General features: G+C 41.2%; 16 protein-coding genes. 4 read left to right on the plus strand and 12 right to left on the minus strand.

Features of this window, described 5'->3' with window-relative positions:
- Positions 1-3 precede the first annotated feature (3 nt).
- From AC1DO4_RS18325 to AC1DO4_RS18380, 12 genes are all read right to left on the minus strand, one after another.
- Positions 4-3,360 carry a TonB-dependent receptor gene (locus AC1DO4_RS18325; RefSeq protein ID WP_477418415.1) on the minus strand — a complete coding sequence of 1,119 codons (3,357 nt, stop codon included), beginning with the start codon at positions 3,358-3,360 and terminating at the stop codon, positions 4-6.
- Positions 3,361-3,590: 230 nt separating this feature from the next.
- Positions 3,591-4,736, minus strand: a complete 1,146-nt coding sequence (locus AC1DO4_RS18330) for a FecR family protein (RefSeq protein ID WP_477418417.1) — start codon at positions 4,734-4,736, stop codon at positions 3,591-3,593.
- A 170-nt stretch (positions 4,737-4,906) separates the two neighbouring features.
- Complete coding sequence (locus AC1DO4_RS18335; protein ID WP_477418419.1) at positions 4,907-5,476, minus strand: RNA polymerase sigma factor; 570 nt, start codon at positions 5,474-5,476, stop codon at positions 4,907-4,909.
- A gap of 194 nt (positions 5,477-5,670) precedes the next feature.
- The gene (locus AC1DO4_RS18340; protein WP_477418421.1) at positions 5,671-7,371 is read right to left on the minus strand and encodes a GH39 family glycosyl hydrolase; all 1,701 of its coding nucleotides are present in this window, start codon (positions 7,369-7,371) and stop codon (positions 5,671-5,673) included.
- 6 nt (positions 7,372-7,377) lie between these two features.
- Entirely contained in the window at positions 7,378-7,530 is a 153-nt protein-coding gene (locus AC1DO4_RS18345) for a hypothetical protein (protein WP_477418423.1), read from the minus strand.
- 78 nt (positions 7,531-7,608) lie between these two features.
- Positions 7,609-8,448, minus strand: a complete 840-nt coding sequence (locus AC1DO4_RS18350; RefSeq protein WP_477418425.1) for an SDR family oxidoreductase — start codon at positions 8,446-8,448, stop codon at positions 7,609-7,611.
- 4 nt (positions 8,449-8,452) lie between these two features.
- Complete coding sequence (locus AC1DO4_RS18355; protein ID WP_477418427.1) at positions 8,453-9,538, minus strand: NAD(P)H-dependent flavin oxidoreductase; 1,086 nt, start codon at positions 9,536-9,538, stop codon at positions 8,453-8,455.
- Between the two features lie 11 nt (positions 9,539-9,549).
- Positions 9,550-10,002, minus strand: a complete 453-nt coding sequence (locus AC1DO4_RS18360; protein WP_477418429.1) for a nuclear transport factor 2 family protein — start codon at positions 10,000-10,002, stop codon at positions 9,550-9,552.
- A 1-nt stretch (position 10,003) separates the two neighbouring features.
- A complete protein-coding gene (locus AC1DO4_RS18365; protein WP_477418431.1) occupies positions 10,004-10,738 on the minus strand; it encodes an SDR family NAD(P)-dependent oxidoreductase in 735 nt (244 codons plus the stop codon).
- Between the two features lie 4 nt (positions 10,739-10,742).
- Positions 10,743-10,961 (minus strand): tautomerase family protein, encoded by a 219-nt coding sequence (locus AC1DO4_RS18370; protein ID WP_477408230.1) that lies wholly within the window; start codon positions 10,959-10,961, stop codon positions 10,743-10,745.
- A 29-nt stretch (positions 10,962-10,990) separates the two neighbouring features.
- Positions 10,991-11,509: a YceI family protein gene (locus AC1DO4_RS18375; protein WP_477418433.1), complete on the minus strand. Its 519-nt coding sequence runs from the start codon at positions 11,507-11,509 to the stop codon at positions 10,991-10,993.
- Positions 11,510-11,619: 110 nt separating this feature from the next.
- Entirely contained in the window at positions 11,620-12,192 is a 573-nt protein-coding gene (locus tag AC1DO4_RS18380; RefSeq protein ID WP_477418435.1) for a Crp/Fnr family transcriptional regulator, read from the minus strand.
- A gap of 237 nt (positions 12,193-12,429) precedes the next feature.
- On the opposite strand from AC1DO4_RS18380, the gene AC1DO4_RS18385 reads away from it, so the two are divergent.
- From AC1DO4_RS18385 to AC1DO4_RS18400, 4 genes are all read left to right on the plus strand, one after another.
- Positions 12,430-13,899: a ligand-binding sensor domain-containing protein gene (locus AC1DO4_RS18385; protein WP_477418437.1), complete on the plus strand. Its 1,470-nt coding sequence runs from the start codon at positions 12,430-12,432 to the stop codon at positions 13,897-13,899.
- Positions 13,900-14,076: 177 nt separating this feature from the next.
- Complete coding sequence (locus tag AC1DO4_RS18390; protein ID WP_477418439.1) at positions 14,077-14,610, plus strand: sigma-70 family RNA polymerase sigma factor; 534 nt, start codon at positions 14,077-14,079, stop codon at positions 14,608-14,610.
- A 35-nt stretch (positions 14,611-14,645) separates the two neighbouring features.
- On the plus strand, positions 14,646-15,788 hold the full coding sequence (locus tag AC1DO4_RS18395) for a FecR family protein (protein ID WP_477418441.1): 1,143 nt from the start codon (positions 14,646-14,648) through the stop codon (positions 15,786-15,788).
- Positions 15,789-16,058: 270 nt separating this feature from the next.
- Positions 16,059-19,547, plus strand: coding sequence for a TonB-dependent receptor (locus AC1DO4_RS18400; protein WP_477418443.1), 3,489 nt, complete (start codon positions 16,059-16,061; stop codon positions 19,545-19,547).
- The last annotated feature ends 3 nt before the right edge of the window (positions 19,548-19,550 follow it).

The raw sequence follows: 19,550 nt of genomic DNA on the forward strand, positions 1-19,550 counted from the left end.
AGTTTAAAACTTCAATACCGCACCTACGTTAAATGTCTTCGAATTTGGATAAGAGCCAAAATCAATGCTTTGGGTAACATCCGAGCCCGAACCCGCGTTAGTTGACTCCGGATCAAATCCTTTATATTTGGTTATGGTAAACAGGTTGGTTGCACCTACAAATAGCTTTAGATCAACATTTTTGATGGTTCCTTTTGGCAGGTGATAAGAAATATTTAAGTTCTTCAGCCTCACAAAATTTCCGTTTTCGAGAAAGCGGCTCGATTCAAAATAATCTTTATTGGTTGAGCTGAATGCCGGTATGTTTGAGCTTTCATTGATACCCGGCTGGTACCTGTTCAAAACCCCTACATTAGTAGCTTGCTTGGCATCTGCATTAGCGGTTATAGAACTGGCATAAGAGTAATCCAGCTTACTAAAGCCCAATAACGACTGAACAAATACGTTTACCGAGAAATCGCCATAAGTAAAGGTATTATTCCAACCCAGCGATTGTTTAGGCGTACCGTTCCCTATAATCTGGAAATCACTACCGTTTATGGCGTTGTCCCCATTTAAATCCTGGTAGTGCGAATCGCCTGGCTTATTGCCATATTTTGCTGCTTCAGCTGTTCCATTGGGTTTCCAGGTTCCCAAATATTTCAGTCCCCAGTATGAGCCCAGCGCATAGCCAGGTTTAATTATAAATTCGGGCTGGGTAGACAGGCCCGCCCCCGCGTTTGGTACGTTTTTGTCTGAAAATACACTGGCTAATGTACCTAAGCTTTTAACCAGATTTTTTTGAAACGTTATATTAAATGAGCTGGACCATGTAAACTTACCCGATTGAACAGGCGTGCCTCCAATGTTAAACTCAAGCCCGCTGTTTTTCATTTTCCCAACATTACTAATAATGTTTCCCCCACCTGCATATGCCGGCAACGGAAGGGATAAAAGCAAATCCCTGGTATTCTTAACATACGCATCAGCTGTAAAATTTAACCTGCTGTTAAACAGCGACAAGTCTAAACCCAGGTCTTCTGCCTGCGTTGTTTCCCATTTCAGGAAAGGGTTGGCTGCGTTACCAAGTACAATCCCCGAAGAAACCGACGTATTGTTAAAACTGTTAGCTGCCGAAAAAGCATCGCTAAGGTAAGTTGAAAGCGTGGCGTATGGATTAATAGCCTGGCTACCGGTTAAGCCCCAGCTGCCCCTGATTTTGAATGTATCAAAAAGATTGAGTTTTTTAATGAATGGTTCTTCAGAAAGTTTCCAGCCTAAGGCAACTGATGGGAAGGTACTTTCCTGGTTGGAGGGCTGAAACTTTGAAGACCCATCCCTCCTGACTGAAACGGTTAGCAAATATTTGTCTTTAAAGGCATAGTTTACCCGGCCCAAATAAGAAATTAAAGCTGACCCTGAATAAGCAGAACCGGCCGACTGTGTAGTGGATAAGGCAAGATTATCATAGCCCAGGTTAGCAAATGTAAGGCTATTGGCATTTGCGCTAAACCCTGTTGAAGTATATTTCTGCTGCTCAAATACCGCGGTCACGTTTAAGCTGTGCACATTGTTGAAAAGGTGCGAATAGTTTAAAGTATTGGTGTTTTGCAAATTGAACAATTCTGTAGATGTGCGGCTGGCGTTTGGAACATTATTGGTAATAGTTGGCCCGGAATAGTTTTTGCCTTGAATATTCTGATAATCTACACCAAAGCTTACGTCCAACGAAAGGTCCTTGAAAAAATGGTAATTTGCACCTCCGTTTAAGGTTACATTGGAGTTGTCGACGATATTTTCTGCGTCATTTGCCAAAGCAACCGGATTATAACGAATAGAGCCCAATGGATCTACAAGGGTATATGTTCCGGCAGCGGTCCTTACAGGTGTAGTTGGCGCCCATGCCAAAGCCTGGTTAACAGAGCCGCCGGTACCTTCATTACCTGTGTTCAGGGTTTCTCTTCGTATGGCCGAGATATTGAGCCGTGTAGTTAGTTTATCCGAAAACTGTGTATTAATGTTGGATCTGAGAGCATACCGCTTAAAGTTTGAATTAATGACAATACCATCCTGGTTAAGATAATCACCGGAAATAAAGTATGATGATTTATTATTACCACCAGAATAGCTTAATTTATATTCCTGCCCGGGCGCATTCCTGAAAACCAAATCCTGCCAATTAGTTCCGCCAGTGGTTTTGAAATTATCTATTTGTGCCGGGGTAAAAAAAGGTGATATACCAAGAGCCGCATTGCGGGCATTTACCGTGGTAGCAAAATCAGCTGCGCTTAGCAGATCCATTTTCTTGATAACCTTTGATGAATAAAAAACAGGTGTAAGGGTTATTTCCTGTTTTTGCGAATTTCCTTTTTTTGTGGTTATCAAAACAACGCCGTTTGCTCCCCTGCTACCGTATATTGCTGTGCTCGACGCGTCTTTCAAAACTTCAATATTAGCGACGTCATCAGGATTTAGGCTATTGAAATCGCCGCCTATAAAACCATCAATAACGTAAAGCGGATTGTTATCCCCAAGTATAGAATTGGACCCCCTCACCCTGATCTTAACATCACCACCGGGCGCGCCGGAATTGCTAACCACCTGCACCCCTGCAACCCTGCCCTGTAAGGCCTGGTCAATACGGGTAACCGGCTGATCCTTAAAATCTTTGGATGACAGGCTGGACAGTGAACCGGTTACATCAGATTTCTTCTGGGTACCATAGCCAACAACTACAACCTCGCTAAGCTTACCCAAAATTTCGTGCAGGGTGATGGCAACAAATGGTTCTTTAGCCTTTGCAGTGAATACATAAGACTGATATCCGATAAATGCAATCTCTATTTTATCCCCCTCGTTCGCCGTTATTGCAAATTCGCCATTGGCATTGGCTCCCGTATGGGTATTAGCGGTTTTATTGGTAACTGTTGCGCCGCTTAATGGCCTGCCCAATGAATCTACAATCTTTCCCGAAACATCTATTTTTATTAAAACACTCGTTTTCGGTTGATTATCTTGCAAAATCTCCTTCCTGGTTATGACAATATTATTTTTGACGAACTTATAAGTTAGAGGTAGGTCCTTTAAACTTGCCTTCACTGCATCTTCTACTGAAGCGTCCTTTAGCTGAACCGTGATTTGTATATTTGGCAAATCCTTGCTGTCATAAAAAAAAGTGTAGCCACTTTGTTGTTCAATAACATGTAAAACCTTTTTAACTGAGGTGTTTTTTTCGTTCAGCGTTATTCTCTGTCCAAATCCTTTTGCACTTACCTGTGCAAGAGCTATGATGAGGATGAACGTGGTTAGTTTCATAATCAATAGCAATTTATGTGGCAGCCATAGGGACGGCACACCACGTTTTAAAGCATTTAATTTCATACTTTTGTAATGTTTTGGGTTAATACGTAAAAAATAGACTCTAATTTGTTTTTATCTTTCCGCTATCCGGCGGATAGAAAGGGTTAACTCAAACTTGCCGGACGGTGGGCCAACACTTTCCGGCTTATTTTTTTAACCCCTGATTAATCATTCGTGTAAAATTGCTTTCATTTTTCTGGTTTAATCGGTTTATTAATTGGTTTATTGGGTAGCAGTATCTTATTAGGCCTTTATGGGGTAACAATAATTTTCTTATCCTCAAGCCTGAAGTTTATTCTTGTGAACTTTAAAATATCAAGTACCTCTGAAGCACTAATGTTTCGATGGATTTTTCCTGTAAATGTTCGGGTTGGAATTTTCCCTTCATATTCAATTTTTACTTCGTATGCTCTCGCCACCTGTCTCATAACTTCTCTCAGGTCGGTCTGATCATAACTAAATAATCCATTTTTCCAGGCAATGGCTTGTTCTACATCTGCACCACTGTTTATTTTAATGTTGTTTGAATCAAATCTAATTTGGGCTTGCTGTCCTGGTGTAAGCAGCGTAGCCTGATCAGCCTTACTTATTTTTATACTTCCTTCCAATAGTGTCGTTCTCATTTGCGCCTCATCAGCGTATGCATTGATATTAAAGTGCGTGCCGAGCACCTGAACGGTTTGTCCTTGGGTAGTCACGGAGAACGGCTTAGCTTTATTATGGGCAACTTCAAAATACACTTCGCCGGTAACTTCCACTTTTCTATCCTTGCCTGTGAACGCAACCGGATAAGTTATAGACGAAGCCGAGTTTAACCATACTTTCGTACCATCAGATAACTGAAGCGAATATTGTCCGCCACCGGTAGTCATTGTATTGTAAATAGGGGAATTATCGTTTGGGTTGTTTTGTTGATTTGCAGAATAAGTAACTATTCCGTTATTGGCTTGACGAATTACCATATTTTTTTGTTGGGCCAACTGACCATTATGTTTTGAGTCAAGTACTATCTGCTGGCCTCCGGAAAGTGTCAGTGTAGCCTTGTTACCTATTGGTGCAATATCATTGTGCTGAATATGTACTATTTGTTGGGGTTTAGGCTGATGCAATAACAGATAGCCCCCAAAAGATAGCGCTAAAGTGATGGATGCAGCTACAGCAATTCGCGGCCAAATATTTATTTTTTTAACCAGCTTTATTTCTGAATCTATAAAATGATCAATATTCAATTTCATTGATGATTTTAACCGGTCCTTTTGCTTTTCATCCAATAAAGCAATCACATCTACATCTGCCATAAAAAAGTTGTAATAGGCATGGAGAAAGTTTTCTTCTTCCTTGGTTGCATTGCCTTCAAGGTAGTTAGTAAGAATTACTAAAAACAGCTCTTTTGTCATCGGTTTATAAATATTGGTATATACATGAGACATTAAGTAAGAAAAATCCCACATGGAAAAAAAATATTTTTTATCCCCTTTTGATGTTTCTGTTTTTTGAGGCTGGAGCGCCAATAAACAGAAAACTCACATCACTTTATAGGTTATCAAACAAAGGAAACTCTTAGCAATTAACGGAGTGAAATAAAAAGAATGGCAATAGATGCCAGTGAACTTCTGAGCAGAGTTAAAGCTCTTGTAAGTTGATTTTGCACAGTTTTTCGGGAAATATTAAGTTGTTGGGCAATTTCAAGGGTCGACAAATCCTCGTGGAAACGCATTTCATATATTAGTTTCTGAGCAGGCGCCATGGATTTAACCAGCAACTCATAGGAGTTGACCAGTTCTTTTTGTAATATTAATGCATCAGCTTCGGAACAGAATGCCCTTGCCTCCAGAACTAAATCAGAAATACAAATAAACCGACTCTCTTTTTTCAGGAACCTGAATATATTATTGCGGACAGCGCTAAACAAATAGGCTTCAAGATTTTCGATGAGATTTGTTTCACGATGGGTCCATAGGTAGATAAACACTTCCTGGGTAATATCTTTTGCGACATCAGCATCGTTTAGTTTTTTAAATGCCTGAGAATATACAGTATCCCAATGTCTGTCATACAGTTCAGTAAACGCCGTTCTGTCGCTTCCTCTTACTAAAACGAGCAATTCCTTATCAGTATATCCATCATATCCGGACATTGGGCTTCTTTAAATTAGGGTTAAATTGGTTTTGAATTAATATTAAAGCTACGCAATTGTAACGAAAATGTTATAATAATTTACACCTTGTAACTATTTATGTATAGCAATCAAAAGTTAACTCATCCTTTTCCCCGCTATGGCAGTTCAAAATAGCGCCAAAACAAAAATGATATTTTACCCCAAAGTTGGTTTTACCAGTTTAATTTAATTAAGGATACACCTTGTCGTGGTAATGAAATATCCATTACCAGGTTTCCATTATTACTTCTCAACCTTAGGGGCTTACCCAGTGTTTGGAGTTGTCCGGCTGTTTCTAATTCAGCTACCTGGGCTGGTGTGGGCGTTTGTGGAGACCCCATTTTTTTCCATAATTCGTAGGAATTACTGTGCTCGTTGTCAATACGGTAATGTGTTACGGTAACTGTTTTTGCCGGTAGATGGTTAATTGATAATTTTATTGGTTCGGGCGATCCCTGTTTATCTTCATCATGGTAGTTCCAGATCATTACAGATGCTGACCTGGGATCATGCGAAGCCAATACACCAATATCGGTTTGCTGCCGGATGCTGGAATCCAAAACTGTTTTCAGCGGATACATATGGTTACTTAAAGCGGTTACCCGTTGCCCCGTCATCTTGCCAAACATCCGGAACACATTGAGCACGGGTTTATCTACACCATTTGTAGCTAAATCACGAAATCCATAAAACCAGGGCTGGTTCTCAAACTCAAACGACCAGGAAACAGCACCCATAAAGTTAATACCAACTAAATCAGCCAGCAGGTATTTACGGGCAAAGGAAGCCGCAGTATAGCTGGAGTACATGGTGCCATTACGGTAAGCGTTGGATGGATTGGTAGCCATACCGCAGGCAGCGCAGCCTTCGGGGTCAGATTCGCCTATAACTATCGGCACATTTTTGGTTTGCGGGTACGATGCCACAATTTTAAATCCTTCGGCAATATCACGCAACTGAGGGGCCATATTCATCCACACGCGGCCATTTGTTATTGCCGGCTGCCCTTTGGCATGAAATGATATCACTTCCAGCGGCGAACCTATTTTGCCGGTGGCATAATTGGTATCGGCTACACAATGTTCAATAAAGGCTTTCAAAAACTTCATCCCGCTTTGGCTCGATCCTCCGGCTATTTCTGGTCCGCCTATTTTGGCGGTTGGTAAGGCTCTTTTAAGGCCATGGGCAGCATAATCATACATCTTAAAAAATTCGGGCATGGTGCCTTTCCAGTAGCCTATATTTGGTTCGTTCCATACTTCCCAGTACCAGCTTTCTACCTCTTTTTTCCCATACCTTTCAACCGAATGTTTTACCCATTGGTATATCAGCTCTTCCCATTTATTATAATCATTGGGTGGGTAGGTCCAGCCGGTATAAACATCATTATAATTGTCTCCAGGTTTCCAATAGTGCCGGTAAGGTTTCGGATGCGTTGACAATGCCTCGGGCATAAAACCAATTTGGGCATATGGTTTAATCCCCAGTTTAATATAAGTGTCAAATATACTATCTACCAGGTGCCAGTTATAAACAGGCTTGCCGTTTGCATCTTCGGTATAAGCATTGGTCGATCCCCATTTCAGGGCCGCGGTACCATCGCCCGTAGTAAGCAGGTTATGTACCCGCAAATGAATGGGTACAGGGCTTAAGGCTGCCAGTTCAGTAAGCAGTTTCCTGCCATCCTTCATATAGGTATAATTAGGTTCATCGTGACCAAACCAGGCCCAAATTGGTTTCATTGGGGCTATAGGCTTCGATAGATCTACTGCTATTTGTGTCGGTTCATTTGAAATATGCTGAGCAACAGCCCGGCTGTATAAAGCCAATATCATTAATAAAACCTTCAAACTGTTGCTCAATAGCTTTTTCATATTTAATTATTGTTTTTTGTTTATTTTATCTTTTGTCCAATCATCTAACTTTATACTTATGGCATGTTCGGTTGCGCAATATTCACCCGTTACCGTTGGAAGCGCTAAACGGGCAAGATCGCAATGGCCCGCGATCTTGCCCGTTTTCAGGAACATCATACTTAGTTAAGCCGACGGCTCAAATTAACTATTTTTTGTTGGTAAGCTACTGGTGTTATTTTATTTAAATGTCGGTCATTATTTAAAATCTGCGCCGGTAGTTGTCAATTTCCACTGTTCCAATTCAGCAGACATTGCAGCCAGTTTTTCCGAAGCCCTGTTATAGGCATCATTCCCCAGAAACAAGTGCATCGGCGGCTCCGGAGTTTCGGCTAATTCGATAAATATTTCCGCTGCGCGATCGGGGYCCCCTGCCTGCTGCCCATTCATAGACAGGTAACGATCCTGCGTGCTTTTTACGGCTTCATAACCTTCTATTTTACTATCGGTTAGGGCAAGTGAGTTTTTGGTTAAAAAGCCTGTGCGGAAGCCTGATGGTTCTGCAACGGTAACCTTTATTCCAAATTCTTTAACATCCAGTGCAATCACTTCGGAAAAAGCAGCCACCGCAGCTTTGGTGGCCGAATAAACAGACCAGCCGGGAGCACCCACAAAACCAGCCACCGAACCGATATTTATAATATAGCCTGATTTTTGACTGCGCATTACCGGCAGAACACTTTTTACCACATTTATGGTTGCAAGTACGTTAACATTAAAAATGTTCCGGATCTCCTGTTCAGCTATTTCTTCCACTGTTCCGGCCATTCCGTAGCCGGCATTGTTAACTACCACATCAATCCGTCCAAATGCAGCCAGCGTTTGCTGTATAGATTCATCAATACAATCCGGGTTATTTAAATCGACAGCCAACGCAAGAAAACGCTCCCTGTCTATCAGCCCAACCGCCTGGCCCAATGTTCGCGCATCCCGGGAAGTTGCTGCAACACGGTAGCCCTGAGCAAGCAGTTTTTTTACAAGGGTTAGCCCCAATCCCTGGGAGGCCCCTGTTACATACCATACTTTTGAATTGTTCATCACATTATGCTTTTAAATGGTCAAAATATGCTTTGGTTTCTTCGATTATGGATTTCATCAGTTCAGCGGCTTTTGTATGTTTCAGCACCGGCGCTATCTGTCCGCCCCAGAACAGAATCATATCCCATTTTTCCTGTTCTATAGCTGCTTTTCTTAAATGCGACATAAACTGTGTTTGCAGCGGGAAGGGAAGAAAACCTTTTTCCTTATGCACCAGGTCTTTTGCAATGCGGCTGGTTATTCCTCTGCCAAGCCTCCCGGTAAATGCCCGAGATAAGGTAGTGTACTTAGCCGCATCTGAAAACAACATTTGCCGGTGAATTGCTGTGGCATTTGATTCGTCAGTCGCCAGGAAAGCGGTGCCAATCTGCACGGCATCGGCGCCAAGCGCCAATGCTGCGGCAACACCTTTTCCATTAGCAATACCACCTGCGGCTATAACCGGGGTTTTTACTTTTTCTTTTATCAGCTGGAGCAATACAAAAGTCCCGTTAGTAGATGATTCTGCCGGTGCCAGGAATGATGGGCGATGCCCTCCCGCTTCAAACCCTGAAGCAATAATGAGGTCAACCCCTGCAGATTCCAGCGCTATGGCTTCATCCAGTGTAGTTGCGGCTCCTACGGTAACAATACCAAGCCTGCGGCATTGTTCAAGAATATCTGCAGATGGAATACCAAACACAAAGCTAAATACCGGTGGCCTCTGGTGCAGGATCACTTCTACCTGGTTTTCAAAACGGGATGTAAACACAGCAGGTTTTTCGGGCAGGGCAATTCCAAGCTCATCAAAATAAGGCTTGAATAACGTTTGGGCCTGTTTAAACTGCTCGTCTGAAACCGTACCATCCACAGCATCTGTATCCGAAACCCACAAATTAATATTGTAAGCCTTGTTGGTTGCCGCTTTGATCTGCTTATCTACTTCGATTATCTCCTGCGGGCTTAGTGTATAAGCCCCGTAACCCCCAAGTCCGCCGGCGTTAGATACTGTTGATACCAGATCAACAGATGACAGGTTGCCGCCGAACGGCCCTTGCAGGATAGGATATTGAATGCCCAGTATTTGGGATGCTTTTGTTTGGTACCACATAACATTAAAATTTATTCCGCCACGTCTGCAATCATTTTATTAACAATCAACCAGCGGTTATCTATTTTGTGAAATGACAGGAACTCATCATAATTAAACTCGTACATTTTAACATGTACCGTGGCAACAGCTATAGAGTTGACCACGTTGATAGCAATGATTGTTCCCTTAAAAGGTTTGCCCGAATCTTTCGGGCTTTGACGGTGAGCAACACCATCAAGATACTGATCGAGCGTTTTGGCATAAGGCTGCCCCTTAACATCCCCGAACAATAAAGTACCGGGATTGTAAATCTGTTTCAGTGTACTAATATCGCCTTCGTAGATACCTTTGAAGTAATAATTTTCGAGCACCTGGGTGATGGCTAATGAATCTTGCTGATTAGTTTCCATTTTCTTTGAATTTTGCGCTTTTAATACCAGCAAAGTGCATGACAAAAAAGCGGTCAATAAAAGCGTTTTCATATTAATTCAAGTTGTGCCCGGCTCCTATACCACCATCTACGTTGATAATAGCGCCGGTAATAAAGTTACTCTTGGCAACGGTATAAACCATTTCTGCGATGTCTTCTACTTCGCCAATGCGGTTTAGCAAATGTAAACCTGCAGCTTGATTGGCGTTATCACCATGCATTGGGGTACGGATGGTGCCGGGCGCAATCGTATTCACCCTGATGTTATCTTTACCAAACTCAGCTGCCAGTTGTATGGTAAGCGCATGTATAGCACCCTTTGATGCCATTTGTGCAGTAATGGGCACTCCGCCCAGGCCGTGATTGACTAAAGGCGTGCCGATATTGATCACTACACCATCATGCTGTTTCAGCATCTGAGGGATAATGGCCTGGGTGGTGAAGTAAGTTCCCTTCAGGTTTGTATTCAGAAAGCGGTCGAGATAAGCTTCGTCTACTTCAAGAAATGGTTTGGTTTCAAATATTCCTGCGTTGTTTACCAGTACATCTGCCGAGCCAAATTTTTCTATGGCGGTTGCTAAAAGTTGCTTGCCTGTGCTTTTGTCAGCAACATTACCTGTTACCATAGCCAGGTTTTCGCCCCCACCCAGTTCCTGGTAAGTTTGTTCTAATTTTTCGGCAGTTGACGAATTGATCACTACATTGTCGCCGTTTGCTAAAAAATGGCGGGCTATTTCTTTACCGATGCCAGATGAGGCACCGGTAACTATTATTGTTTGCTTCTTCATTATATTATTTTCTATCAGCAGTTATACCTTTTTCTCTCAGCACAGATACCTGTTCCCCTGCATGGCCCCAATTGTCCAGGTCAACTTCCTGGATTACCACAAAGGTTAATTGCGGGTCTTTATTCAATACATCACTCAACAGGTCGGTAACCCCTTTTATCAGTTGCTGTTTTTGTTCTCTTGTAACTCCTTCACGGGTTACTTCAATTTTTACGTATGGCATGGCTTTAATTTTTATGCTAAAACTGCTTATCAGGCAGCTTTAGCGGTTACACTTACATTCAGTTCAAAATCATTATAAATCAGCGTATCGCCCAGATCCTTAAAGAAATTACCCGAGCGGAATTTTATTCCATATTTAGTACGGTCAATTACCAGCTTTCCGGTAGTAGCCACCAAGTCGCCATTTACATTGATCGCTGCATCAAAACCAACAGGATGTGTAATGCCTTTGATGGTCAGATTGCCTTCAACGTGGTTGCCTGAAACTGAAGTAATTTGCAAAGTTGCTTCCGGATATTTTTCAATAGAGAAAAAATCATCAGAGGCCAGGTGACCGGCGAATTGTGCATTGGTTGCAGGGTCGGTTACATCCAGTATTTTGATAGAGGTGGTATCGATAATGAATTTACCGCCGGTAAGTTTACCTGCATTCAAAATAAGTTCACCTTCTTTAACGGCGATGGTACCATTGTGTGCTCCGGTTACCTTTCTGCCCACCCAGTCGATATTGCTTTGGGTGCTTACGATTTCAAATTTTTGAGTTTCCATTTTATTTATGTTTTTAATTACACAACAAAGTACGGCAGGAAATTTCAGGTGGCTGCGTGACCTACATCACATTTGAAATGAGTTAATATTTATGTGATGTACATCACTTTTCAGGTATTGTAAAGCCGGCTAAGGGTTTCTCTTGAAACACCTAAGTATGCAGCAATCAGGTTTTTAGGCACAATATTATACAGTTCGGGATACAGTTTCAAAAGCTCTTCGTATCTGTATTTCACATTATTATTCATGAACGACAGCAGCCTTTTTTGAGCCGCAACGTATCCTTTATTGGTCCTCCACCTAAAAAAATGCTCAACATCGTGAAGTTCCTTACATAACTTTTCCCTATCTCCATTGCTAAGGCAAAGTATTTCGGCATTGGTAATGCAGTCTACGTTGATGGTAGCTTTGGTATTATTATATAATGCATTGTAATCTGATGCCCACCAGTTGGGCATGGCAAACTGCAGAATGAACATTTTAAGATCATCGTTGATAAAGAAGGATTTTAAACAGCCGGAGATCACGAAGTATTCACAATCTACCTTATCGCCCTCGGTAATAATCGCCTGTCCTTTTTGAAAGCTCAGTTTTTTAAAATGCGAAAAGAAATAATCAAACTGCACATCAGTTAACATGGCTATTTTAGCTACATGAGCTTTTAAGATTTCTTTGGCTTCCATTGGATGGTTTCAACTAATATCACCAACAATTTTGAAATTAAAAAATTCTTATAAGAAAAACGTTGAATATCAACGCTGTCCCACTCAATCCTCAGCTGCAATCGTGGAAATTCATTCTATTTGATTGGGTTGATGAGCGTGTGGCACCGGCTTTAACAATCGGTCATTTTACTTAACATTATTTAACATATCATTCATTTGGTGTTTTGAATTAGCTTTCGTTAATTTATAAACGTAATGTTAATATTGTTATCCCCAACAAAAATTTATAAGCTATCGCTTATAAGCTTGTCTATTTTCTTTTTACCAGCAGTGGTCTCCGCGCAAAATCTTTTCCTGGAAAAGGTAGATTTATGTAGTAGTGAAAATTATTGCATGGATTGCGGCAGCCCGAAAGCTACCTGTTCTCAGTTTACGCTTGATCAGATATCCGACAAAATAAATCGTAAATACGTATTTAAAGATGCTAATGGGTCGGTAACGTTCCAGGTTTTAGTTGAACCCTCGGGGTTTAGCTGTGTGCTTAGCCACACCGATATTACCAATAGCCCATTAACCGCCGATTTGATCCGGCTCCTGAACGGAAGTATCTGGAAACCAGCTATTGAAAACGGCAAACGTGTATCTGCATCTGTGAATGTGATTTTTCATATCGCGAATGGCAGAATATCAAGCCAGATGCAAAGAATGGACCTGGCTCAATTAGCGCCGCCCGGCAATCCTGTTGTTTATAACAAAAACGTTCTTTATACTAATCCATCATTAAAAAATTATGAATTCACCGTGTGGACTAAGTATAATTCACCGCTACCGGATAATGTCAGCCAGGCTGCTGCTATAGACAAAGCCGATGTTTTATGGTATGCTACTGCCAGGGGATTTACCCGGTTTGATGGTACAAACTTTAATCCGGTTAATGAATATAACTCGCCATTTACTTCCGAAACGGCCGTGCAGGATATGACTATTGACAAAGACAATAACAAGTGGGTTTATATTAACAATGGGATATATAAATGTACCGATGCGGGCTGGCAGGTATATGATTTTAAAAAGTTTATAAAATCGGGGGTTACTCATATCCTAAATAGTCGTAACGGCGAGCTTCTTTTTACCACTAAAGATGGCATGGTGGTGGTAAGAAAGGATAAGGTAGTAGTATTAAATAAAAAAACGATACCGCTGCTCCCCTCAAGCAATGTATATTACGCTTATGTTGATAACCAGAAACGTTTATGGATAGGTACATCAAAAGGCAACATCATGATTGACAGGAACCTGCTGCCAACCACATTTAATACATCTGATACACCTTTAAAAAACGCCTGCATTTCTGGCGCGGCCGAAGATGAAAACGGCAATCTTTACTTTTCGCTGATTAGCTACAATAAAGCCGGTGGCGATGATGACAAAGAGGGAATAGCGGTGCTAAAAGCTGACGGCACCTGGCTTCATTTAAACGATAAAAATTCCGGAATTCCCTCCAACCATGTCAACACTATATTGTATGATAAGTTTGAACGCGTTTTGTGGATCGGTACAGATCAATCGGGCCTGGTAAGGTTTAATTTGAACGGTGGCTGGGAAAACTATCACAACAACAACTCCCCTGCGCCCGGTCATACAATTTATCAATTGGTTCAGGATTCAAAAGGTGTTATTTATGCCACCACGGCTAACGGCTTGCTCATGATCAGGAGAAAATAAAGCGTTTGGTCTGAGTTTTTCGCTATGGGGATGTATCCATATACCAACCTATAGCTTCTATTTTCATGTTTTTTTTATTTTTTTTGTTTAACTGTTGTTTTAACAATTAAAATATCTATATATTAGCTTTGCATTGGAGCCCATTCTATGCAGATATAACCAATTATATAGTATTTCATGGAAATTTTGGACGACAATCAAATTGTTGAGCAATTAAAACAGGGTAACCAGGAGGCCTTCAAATTACTCTTCAAAAAATACTACAAGCTGCTCAACGTATCAGCTTTTTATATTTTGCGGGATGAAATGGAGGCCGAAGATACCGTGCAAAATCTGTTTCTCGATTTTTGGGAGAGGCAATTATATAAAAACATCAACTCCTCATTAAACGCTTATTTAAAAACAGCCATCCGTAACAGGTGTTTGAAAAGGGTTGAAAAGGGAACGCAAATCCAAAAGAAATTAGTTGACTATCAATACACACTTACAGAAATAGAAGAGGCAGAACAAGTACCTGCACAGGAAATTTATACAGAAAAAGTTTTGGCAAACCTTTCTATACAGCGATTGCAAGCCTTTACATTAGTTCATTACCAAAACAAAAAATATAAAGAAGCCGCCTTTGAAATGGGTATTAGTATCAATTCATTAAAAACGCATTTAAAGCTGGCAGTTAAAACCTTAAAAGAAGGATTAAAAAGTGCTGAATAGTTCACCCTTTTATTCATAATCCGGTCTTATAGATAATGGCATATAATAATACATATATACAGGAATTAATAATAGACAAAATTGCAGGTGCGATAAGTGAGGAGGATGATAATTTACTTCAGCATGCAATAAAAGAGGACCCACACGTACAACAGATGTGGGATGAGATGCAGCATGCCTTAACCTCGGATAAAGCTAAAACATTTTTTAACAGTATTGACGAACACAAAGCATGGGATAAAATTGAGGGCGAACTTGGATATGTAAAACCAAATAATGTTAAACAATTGGGTTTTAAGCGATGGCTGTCTGTAGCAGCCTTACTATGTATTACGCTGTCAGCCATATATTACTGGGCGGCAAATCCTGTTTCTAATATAGTGGCGGTTAAAAAACATAAAAAGCCAGCCATTGAGTTACAAATGGCAAACGGGCAGCATATTGACCTTTCTGATACCAGTAAACAGGTTATCAATACACCATTTGCCCGGTTAAAAAAAGGAGCGAATGGCTTAAGTTACAAGCTTGATGATGCAAAAACACAGGATTGGAGCACACTGTTGGTACCCCCGGAATTAGATTATAAGATTGTTTTATCTGATGGGACGCAGGTTTGGCTAAATTCTGCTTCGAGCATGCGTTTTCCTTTTTCGTTTTCAGGCAATACCAGGGAAGTATATTTAAAAGGAGAGGCCTTTTTTAAGGTGGCAAAAAATGCCGCTCACCCCTTTATTGTTCATACCAACCAAACAGACGTGCAGGTACTTGGCACCGAATTTAACGTGAACACCTATAACTCCAACATCACCACAACCTCGCTGGTTGAGGGTTCAGTATCTACGAGTGGTCATTATAAAGAAAAAACATTGTTAAAACCAGGCTACCAGGCTGTTTACGCGCCAGGCATAGGCTTTTTAAAGCAGCCCTTTGATGCCGGCACTGAATTGGCCTGGATGCATGGCATGTATTATTTCCATAATAAAAAATTAAGCGATATCAGCGAAGTGCTGCTACGCTGGTTTGATTTAAAGGTTGTTTTTGATAACCCGGCCAGGGCAGAAGAATCATTTAGCGGTGCCATTGCTAAAAACAAATCTGTACAGGTTTTTATCCAAAATCTTAAGTCCTCTGCCGATGTGGAAGCAACCATTACAGATGGGGTTTTACATATAAAATAGTGCACCTTTTAAAATAAAAGATGAAGCAATTTTAAAACCGGGTATTAACTGAAAGTAAATTTCAAATTTTTAATCTATTTATTTACGCGGTTATGTTTAACCAAAAAGACCGGTTTTCAATTGAAAACCGGTCTTTTTGGTTATGAAATCTGATGAAAGCACCTTTATTTTATAATTAGTTGTCAAAATAACAATAAAAAAATTCTTTCCGTTCACCCGTTTTGCTCAGAAGCGGTCTTTAGTCAAAACCAAATTATAAACCAATAAACTATGGAGAAAATTTTATTTTACCGACGGCTGCTACTGTCTGTTTTTATTTTTTTATGGGTCGCCCAGTCTTCTTACGCGCAAGCGCAAAGCCCGGGGCTGGTAACACTCAAAAAGGCTAACATTACATTGGCCGAGGTATTTCAGTCAATAAAACAGCAAACAGACTTTACTGTTTTTTACAGTAACAGCATTTTAAACGACAAAGAACTTGTTACTGTTAATTTTCAAAATACCAGTTTACAAGATGTTTTTACGTTCCTTTTAAAAGGCAAAAAACTACGCTATGTATTGCGCGACCAGCTTATTGTAATTGAGAAAGTTGCGGCCGAAAAACCAGCCCCGGTAACTCCCAAAAAGGAGCAGGCACAAACGCCATTGTCCAAAACGGTACAAGGAACAGTTATCGACGAGAAGGGCCTTACCCTGCCTGGTGTAAGTGTTAAAGTAAAAGGTACAGGTATAGGTACTCAATCGGATGTCAACGGTAAATATTTAATTAACCTGAAGGGAACCGATAAAACCATCATCACGTTTTCATTTGTAGGATCTAAAACCCAGGAATTTGATTTAAACAACTACCAGCCATCAAATGGAACTTATGTGTTAGATGTAACCATTGGTACCGATAAAACCGCACTCGAGGAGGTTGCCGTTGTGGCATATGGTACCCAGAAAAAGTCAAGCCTGGTAAGTTCCATCACCTCCATAAGCCCCAAACAGCTTAAAGGCCCTTCAAGTAACCTTACCACCATGCTTGCCGGTGTGGTACCGGGAATGATATCATACCAGCGCAGCGGCGAACCAGGCGCTGATAATGCCCAGTTTTTTATACGCGGTGTTGGTACCTTTGGCGCCGGTAAAGTTGACCCGCTGATTTTAATTGATGGTATTGAATCCTCAACTACAGATCTGGCCCGGTTACAACCTGATGATATTGCCGGTTTTTCGGTGTTAAAAGATGCCACCGCTTCATCACTATACGGTGCGCGCGGTGCAAACGGCGTAATACTGGTAACTACTAAACGTGGCGATATAGGCGCGGTTAAATTTAATATGCGCGGCGAAAATTCGACATCGTCCAACATCAAAAATATCGATCTGGCTGATAATATTACTTATATGACCCTGGCTAACGAGGCGGTGCTTACACGTAACCCATTGGGAGCCCTACCCTATTCGCAAAACAAAATAGATCATACAGCCAATGGCGATGACCCGCTGTTATATCCCAGCAATAACTGGATTAAACAGCTGATAAAAACCAAAACCAGCAACCAAAGGTTCAACATGAATGCCAATGGGGGGTCAGAAAAAGCGAGGTACTATTTAGCCATGACCTATAATATTGACAATGGTAACCTGGCCGAAAATAGCCTCAATAATTTCAGCAACAACATTAAGCTGCAATCATACTCTATTTTATCAAATACCACCTTAAACCTAACTAAAACTACAGAAGTTGTAGTTAGTTTAAAAGGACAATTTGATAGCTATCATGGTCCTATAAACGGCGGAGGGTTTACCTTTTTAAATGCCTTATGGAGCAACCCGGTAGCCTTTCCGGCTATTTACCCAAGCAATTTATTACCTTATGTAAACCACCCTTTGTTTGGTAATGCCATTATTCCCAGTGGCGGCCTGTATATCAATCCTTATGCGCAATCACTTTCAGGCTTCCAAAGCTCAAATACCAGTACTTTAACCGCCCAGTTAAATTTAAACCAAAAGTTTGATTTTATTACCCAGGGCTTATCGGCAAGGGTAATGGCATACACAACCCGCTATTCGTATTTCGCGGTAGCACGCCAGTATAGCCCTTATTATTATCAATCGAATATACTGAATGGGCAATTTAACGGCTTAACGTTACTTAACGATGGGTCGTCGGGAAGTATAGGCGCCACACCAACCGAGTATTTAACCTACAGCCCCGGAGGAAGTGTATCCAACGCCACTACTTATATTGAAACTGCTTTAAACTACAACCGTACATTTGCCCAGAAGCATGCCATCAGCGGTTTGTTAATTGGTACTATGCGTAATTATCTTACCGCTAATGCGCCTACGTTACAATTATCGCTACCATCCCGCAACCAGGGTGTATCGGGCAGGTTTACTTATGGTTATGATAACCGCTACCTGTTTGAATTTAACTTTGGCTACAATGGTTCCGAGCGTTTTGCAAGTAACCACCGTTTCGGATTTTTCCCATCAGTGGGCGCCGGCTGGGTGGTATCAAACGAAAAGTTTTTCGAACCACTCCTTTCAACTATCGATAACCTTAAATTCAGGTTCACCTACGGTTTAGTGGGTAACGACCAGATTGGATCGGCAAACGACAGATTTTTTTACCTGTCGGATGTTAACTTAAACAACGGGAGCTACGGTCAGTTTGGCACTAATTATACCTATAGCAGGCCCGGTGTGGCTACCTATCGTTATGAAAACCAAAATATTACCTGGGAGCAATCAAGGCAAACCAATATAGGTATGGATTTAACCATTGCAAAAAACTTTAATTTAACCTTAGATGCCTACGAAAACAAACGGGATAACATTTTAATGGTAAGGAGCACCATCCCTACTTCTATGGGCCTACAGGCAAATATATCATCAAACGCAGGCAAATCATCCAGCAAGGGTGTTGATGTTGCCATGGATTATAAGAAAAATTTCACCAATTCTTTCTGGATCCAGTCGCGTGGAACGCTTACCTACGCTAAAAGTAAGCTGTTAAAAAACGAAGAGCCTGTATATAACGATAATTTGAAATACCTGAGCAAGATAGGTAATTCGTTAAGCCAGATTTACGGCCTTGTTGCCGAGCGCTTATTTATTGATGATGTGGATGCAGCCAACTCACCGGTACAAAGCTTTGGCGATTATAAAGCCGGAGATATTAAATACCGCGATATGAACGGGGATGGCAAAATATCCAGCTCGGATGTGGTGCCGATTGGGCACCCGCTTGTGCCCGAAATTATTTATGGCTTTGGTTTTTCCGTTGGTTATAAAAACTTTGACCTCAGCGCGTTTTTCCAGGGATCGGCCAGGTCGTCATTTATCATCAATTCCGGAGATATTTCGCCTTTTTATCTAATCAGCGGTCTGCAGCCAAACAAGCTCACTTCGGGTAACCAAAGCGGCCTGTTAGGTTCAATAGCTGATGACCATTGGTCGGAAGATAACCGGAACCCTTATGCCTTTTGGCCACGTTTAAGCACTAATATACAAGGCAACAATACCCAAACCTCTACATGGTGGTTACGTAACGGCTCGTTTTTACGTTTAAAATCGGCCGAGATTGGGTACAATTTCACTAAAAACCAGCTTAAAAGCGTCCACTTAAATAGTGCCCGTATTTACGTAAACGGCTTAAACCTATTAACGCTAAGCAGCTTTAAGATGTGGGACCCCGAAATGGGCACATCGGGCCTGGGATATCCAATTCAAAAGGTATTTAATTTAGGCTTAAGGGTAGAATTTTAAAAG

Source organism: Mucilaginibacter sp. P5_A6 (assembly GCF_056400585.1).

Coding starts and splice junctions, on each gene's coding strand:
- AC1DO4_RS18325 (WP_477418415.1), bottom strand. CDS start 3,360: ATGAAATTAAATGCTTTAAAACGTGGTGTGCCGTCCCTATGGCTGCCA.
- AC1DO4_RS18330 (WP_477418417.1), bottom strand. CDS start 4,736: ATGACAAAAGAGCTGTTTTTAGTAATTCTTACTAACTACCTTGAAGGC.
- AC1DO4_RS18335 (WP_477418419.1), bottom strand. CDS start 5,476: ATGTCCGGATATGATGGATATACTGATAAGGAATTGCTCGTTTTAGTA.
- AC1DO4_RS18340 (WP_477418421.1), bottom strand. CDS start 7,371: ATGAAAAAGCTATTGAGCAACAGTTTGAAGGTTTTATTAATGATATTG.
- AC1DO4_RS18345 (WP_477418423.1), bottom strand. CDS start 7,530: ATGATGTTCCTGAAAACGGGCAAGATCGCGGGCCATTGCGATCTTGCC.
- AC1DO4_RS18355 (WP_477418427.1), bottom strand. CDS start 9,538: ATGTGGTACCAAACAAAAGCATCCCAAATACTGGGCATTCAATATCCT.
- AC1DO4_RS18360 (WP_477418429.1), bottom strand. CDS start 10,002: ATGAAAACGCTTTTATTGACCGCTTTTTTGTCATGCACTTTGCTGGTA.
- AC1DO4_RS18365 (WP_477418431.1), bottom strand. CDS start 10,738: ATGAAGAAGCAAACAATAATAGTTACCGGTGCCTCATCTGGCATCGGT.
- AC1DO4_RS18370 (WP_477408230.1), bottom strand. CDS start 10,961: ATGCCATACGTAAAAATTGAAGTAACCCGTGAAGGAGTTACAAGAGAA.
- AC1DO4_RS18375 (WP_477418433.1), bottom strand. CDS start 11,509: ATGGAAACTCAAAAATTTGAAATCGTAAGCACCCAAAGCAATATCGAC.
- AC1DO4_RS18380 (WP_477418435.1), bottom strand. CDS start 12,192: ATGGAAGCCAAAGAAATCTTAAAAGCTCATGTAGCTAAAATAGCCATG.
- AC1DO4_RS18385 (WP_477418437.1), top strand. CDS start 12,430: ATGTTAATATTGTTATCCCCAACAAAAATTTATAAGCTATCGCTTATA.
- AC1DO4_RS18390 (WP_477418439.1), top strand. CDS start 14,077: ATGGAAATTTTGGACGACAATCAAATTGTTGAGCAATTAAAACAGGGT.
- AC1DO4_RS18395 (WP_477418441.1), top strand. CDS start 14,646: ATGGCATATAATAATACATATATACAGGAATTAATAATAGACAAAATT.
- AC1DO4_RS18400 (WP_477418443.1), top strand. CDS start 16,059: ATGGAGAAAATTTTATTTTACCGACGGCTGCTACTGTCTGTTTTTATT.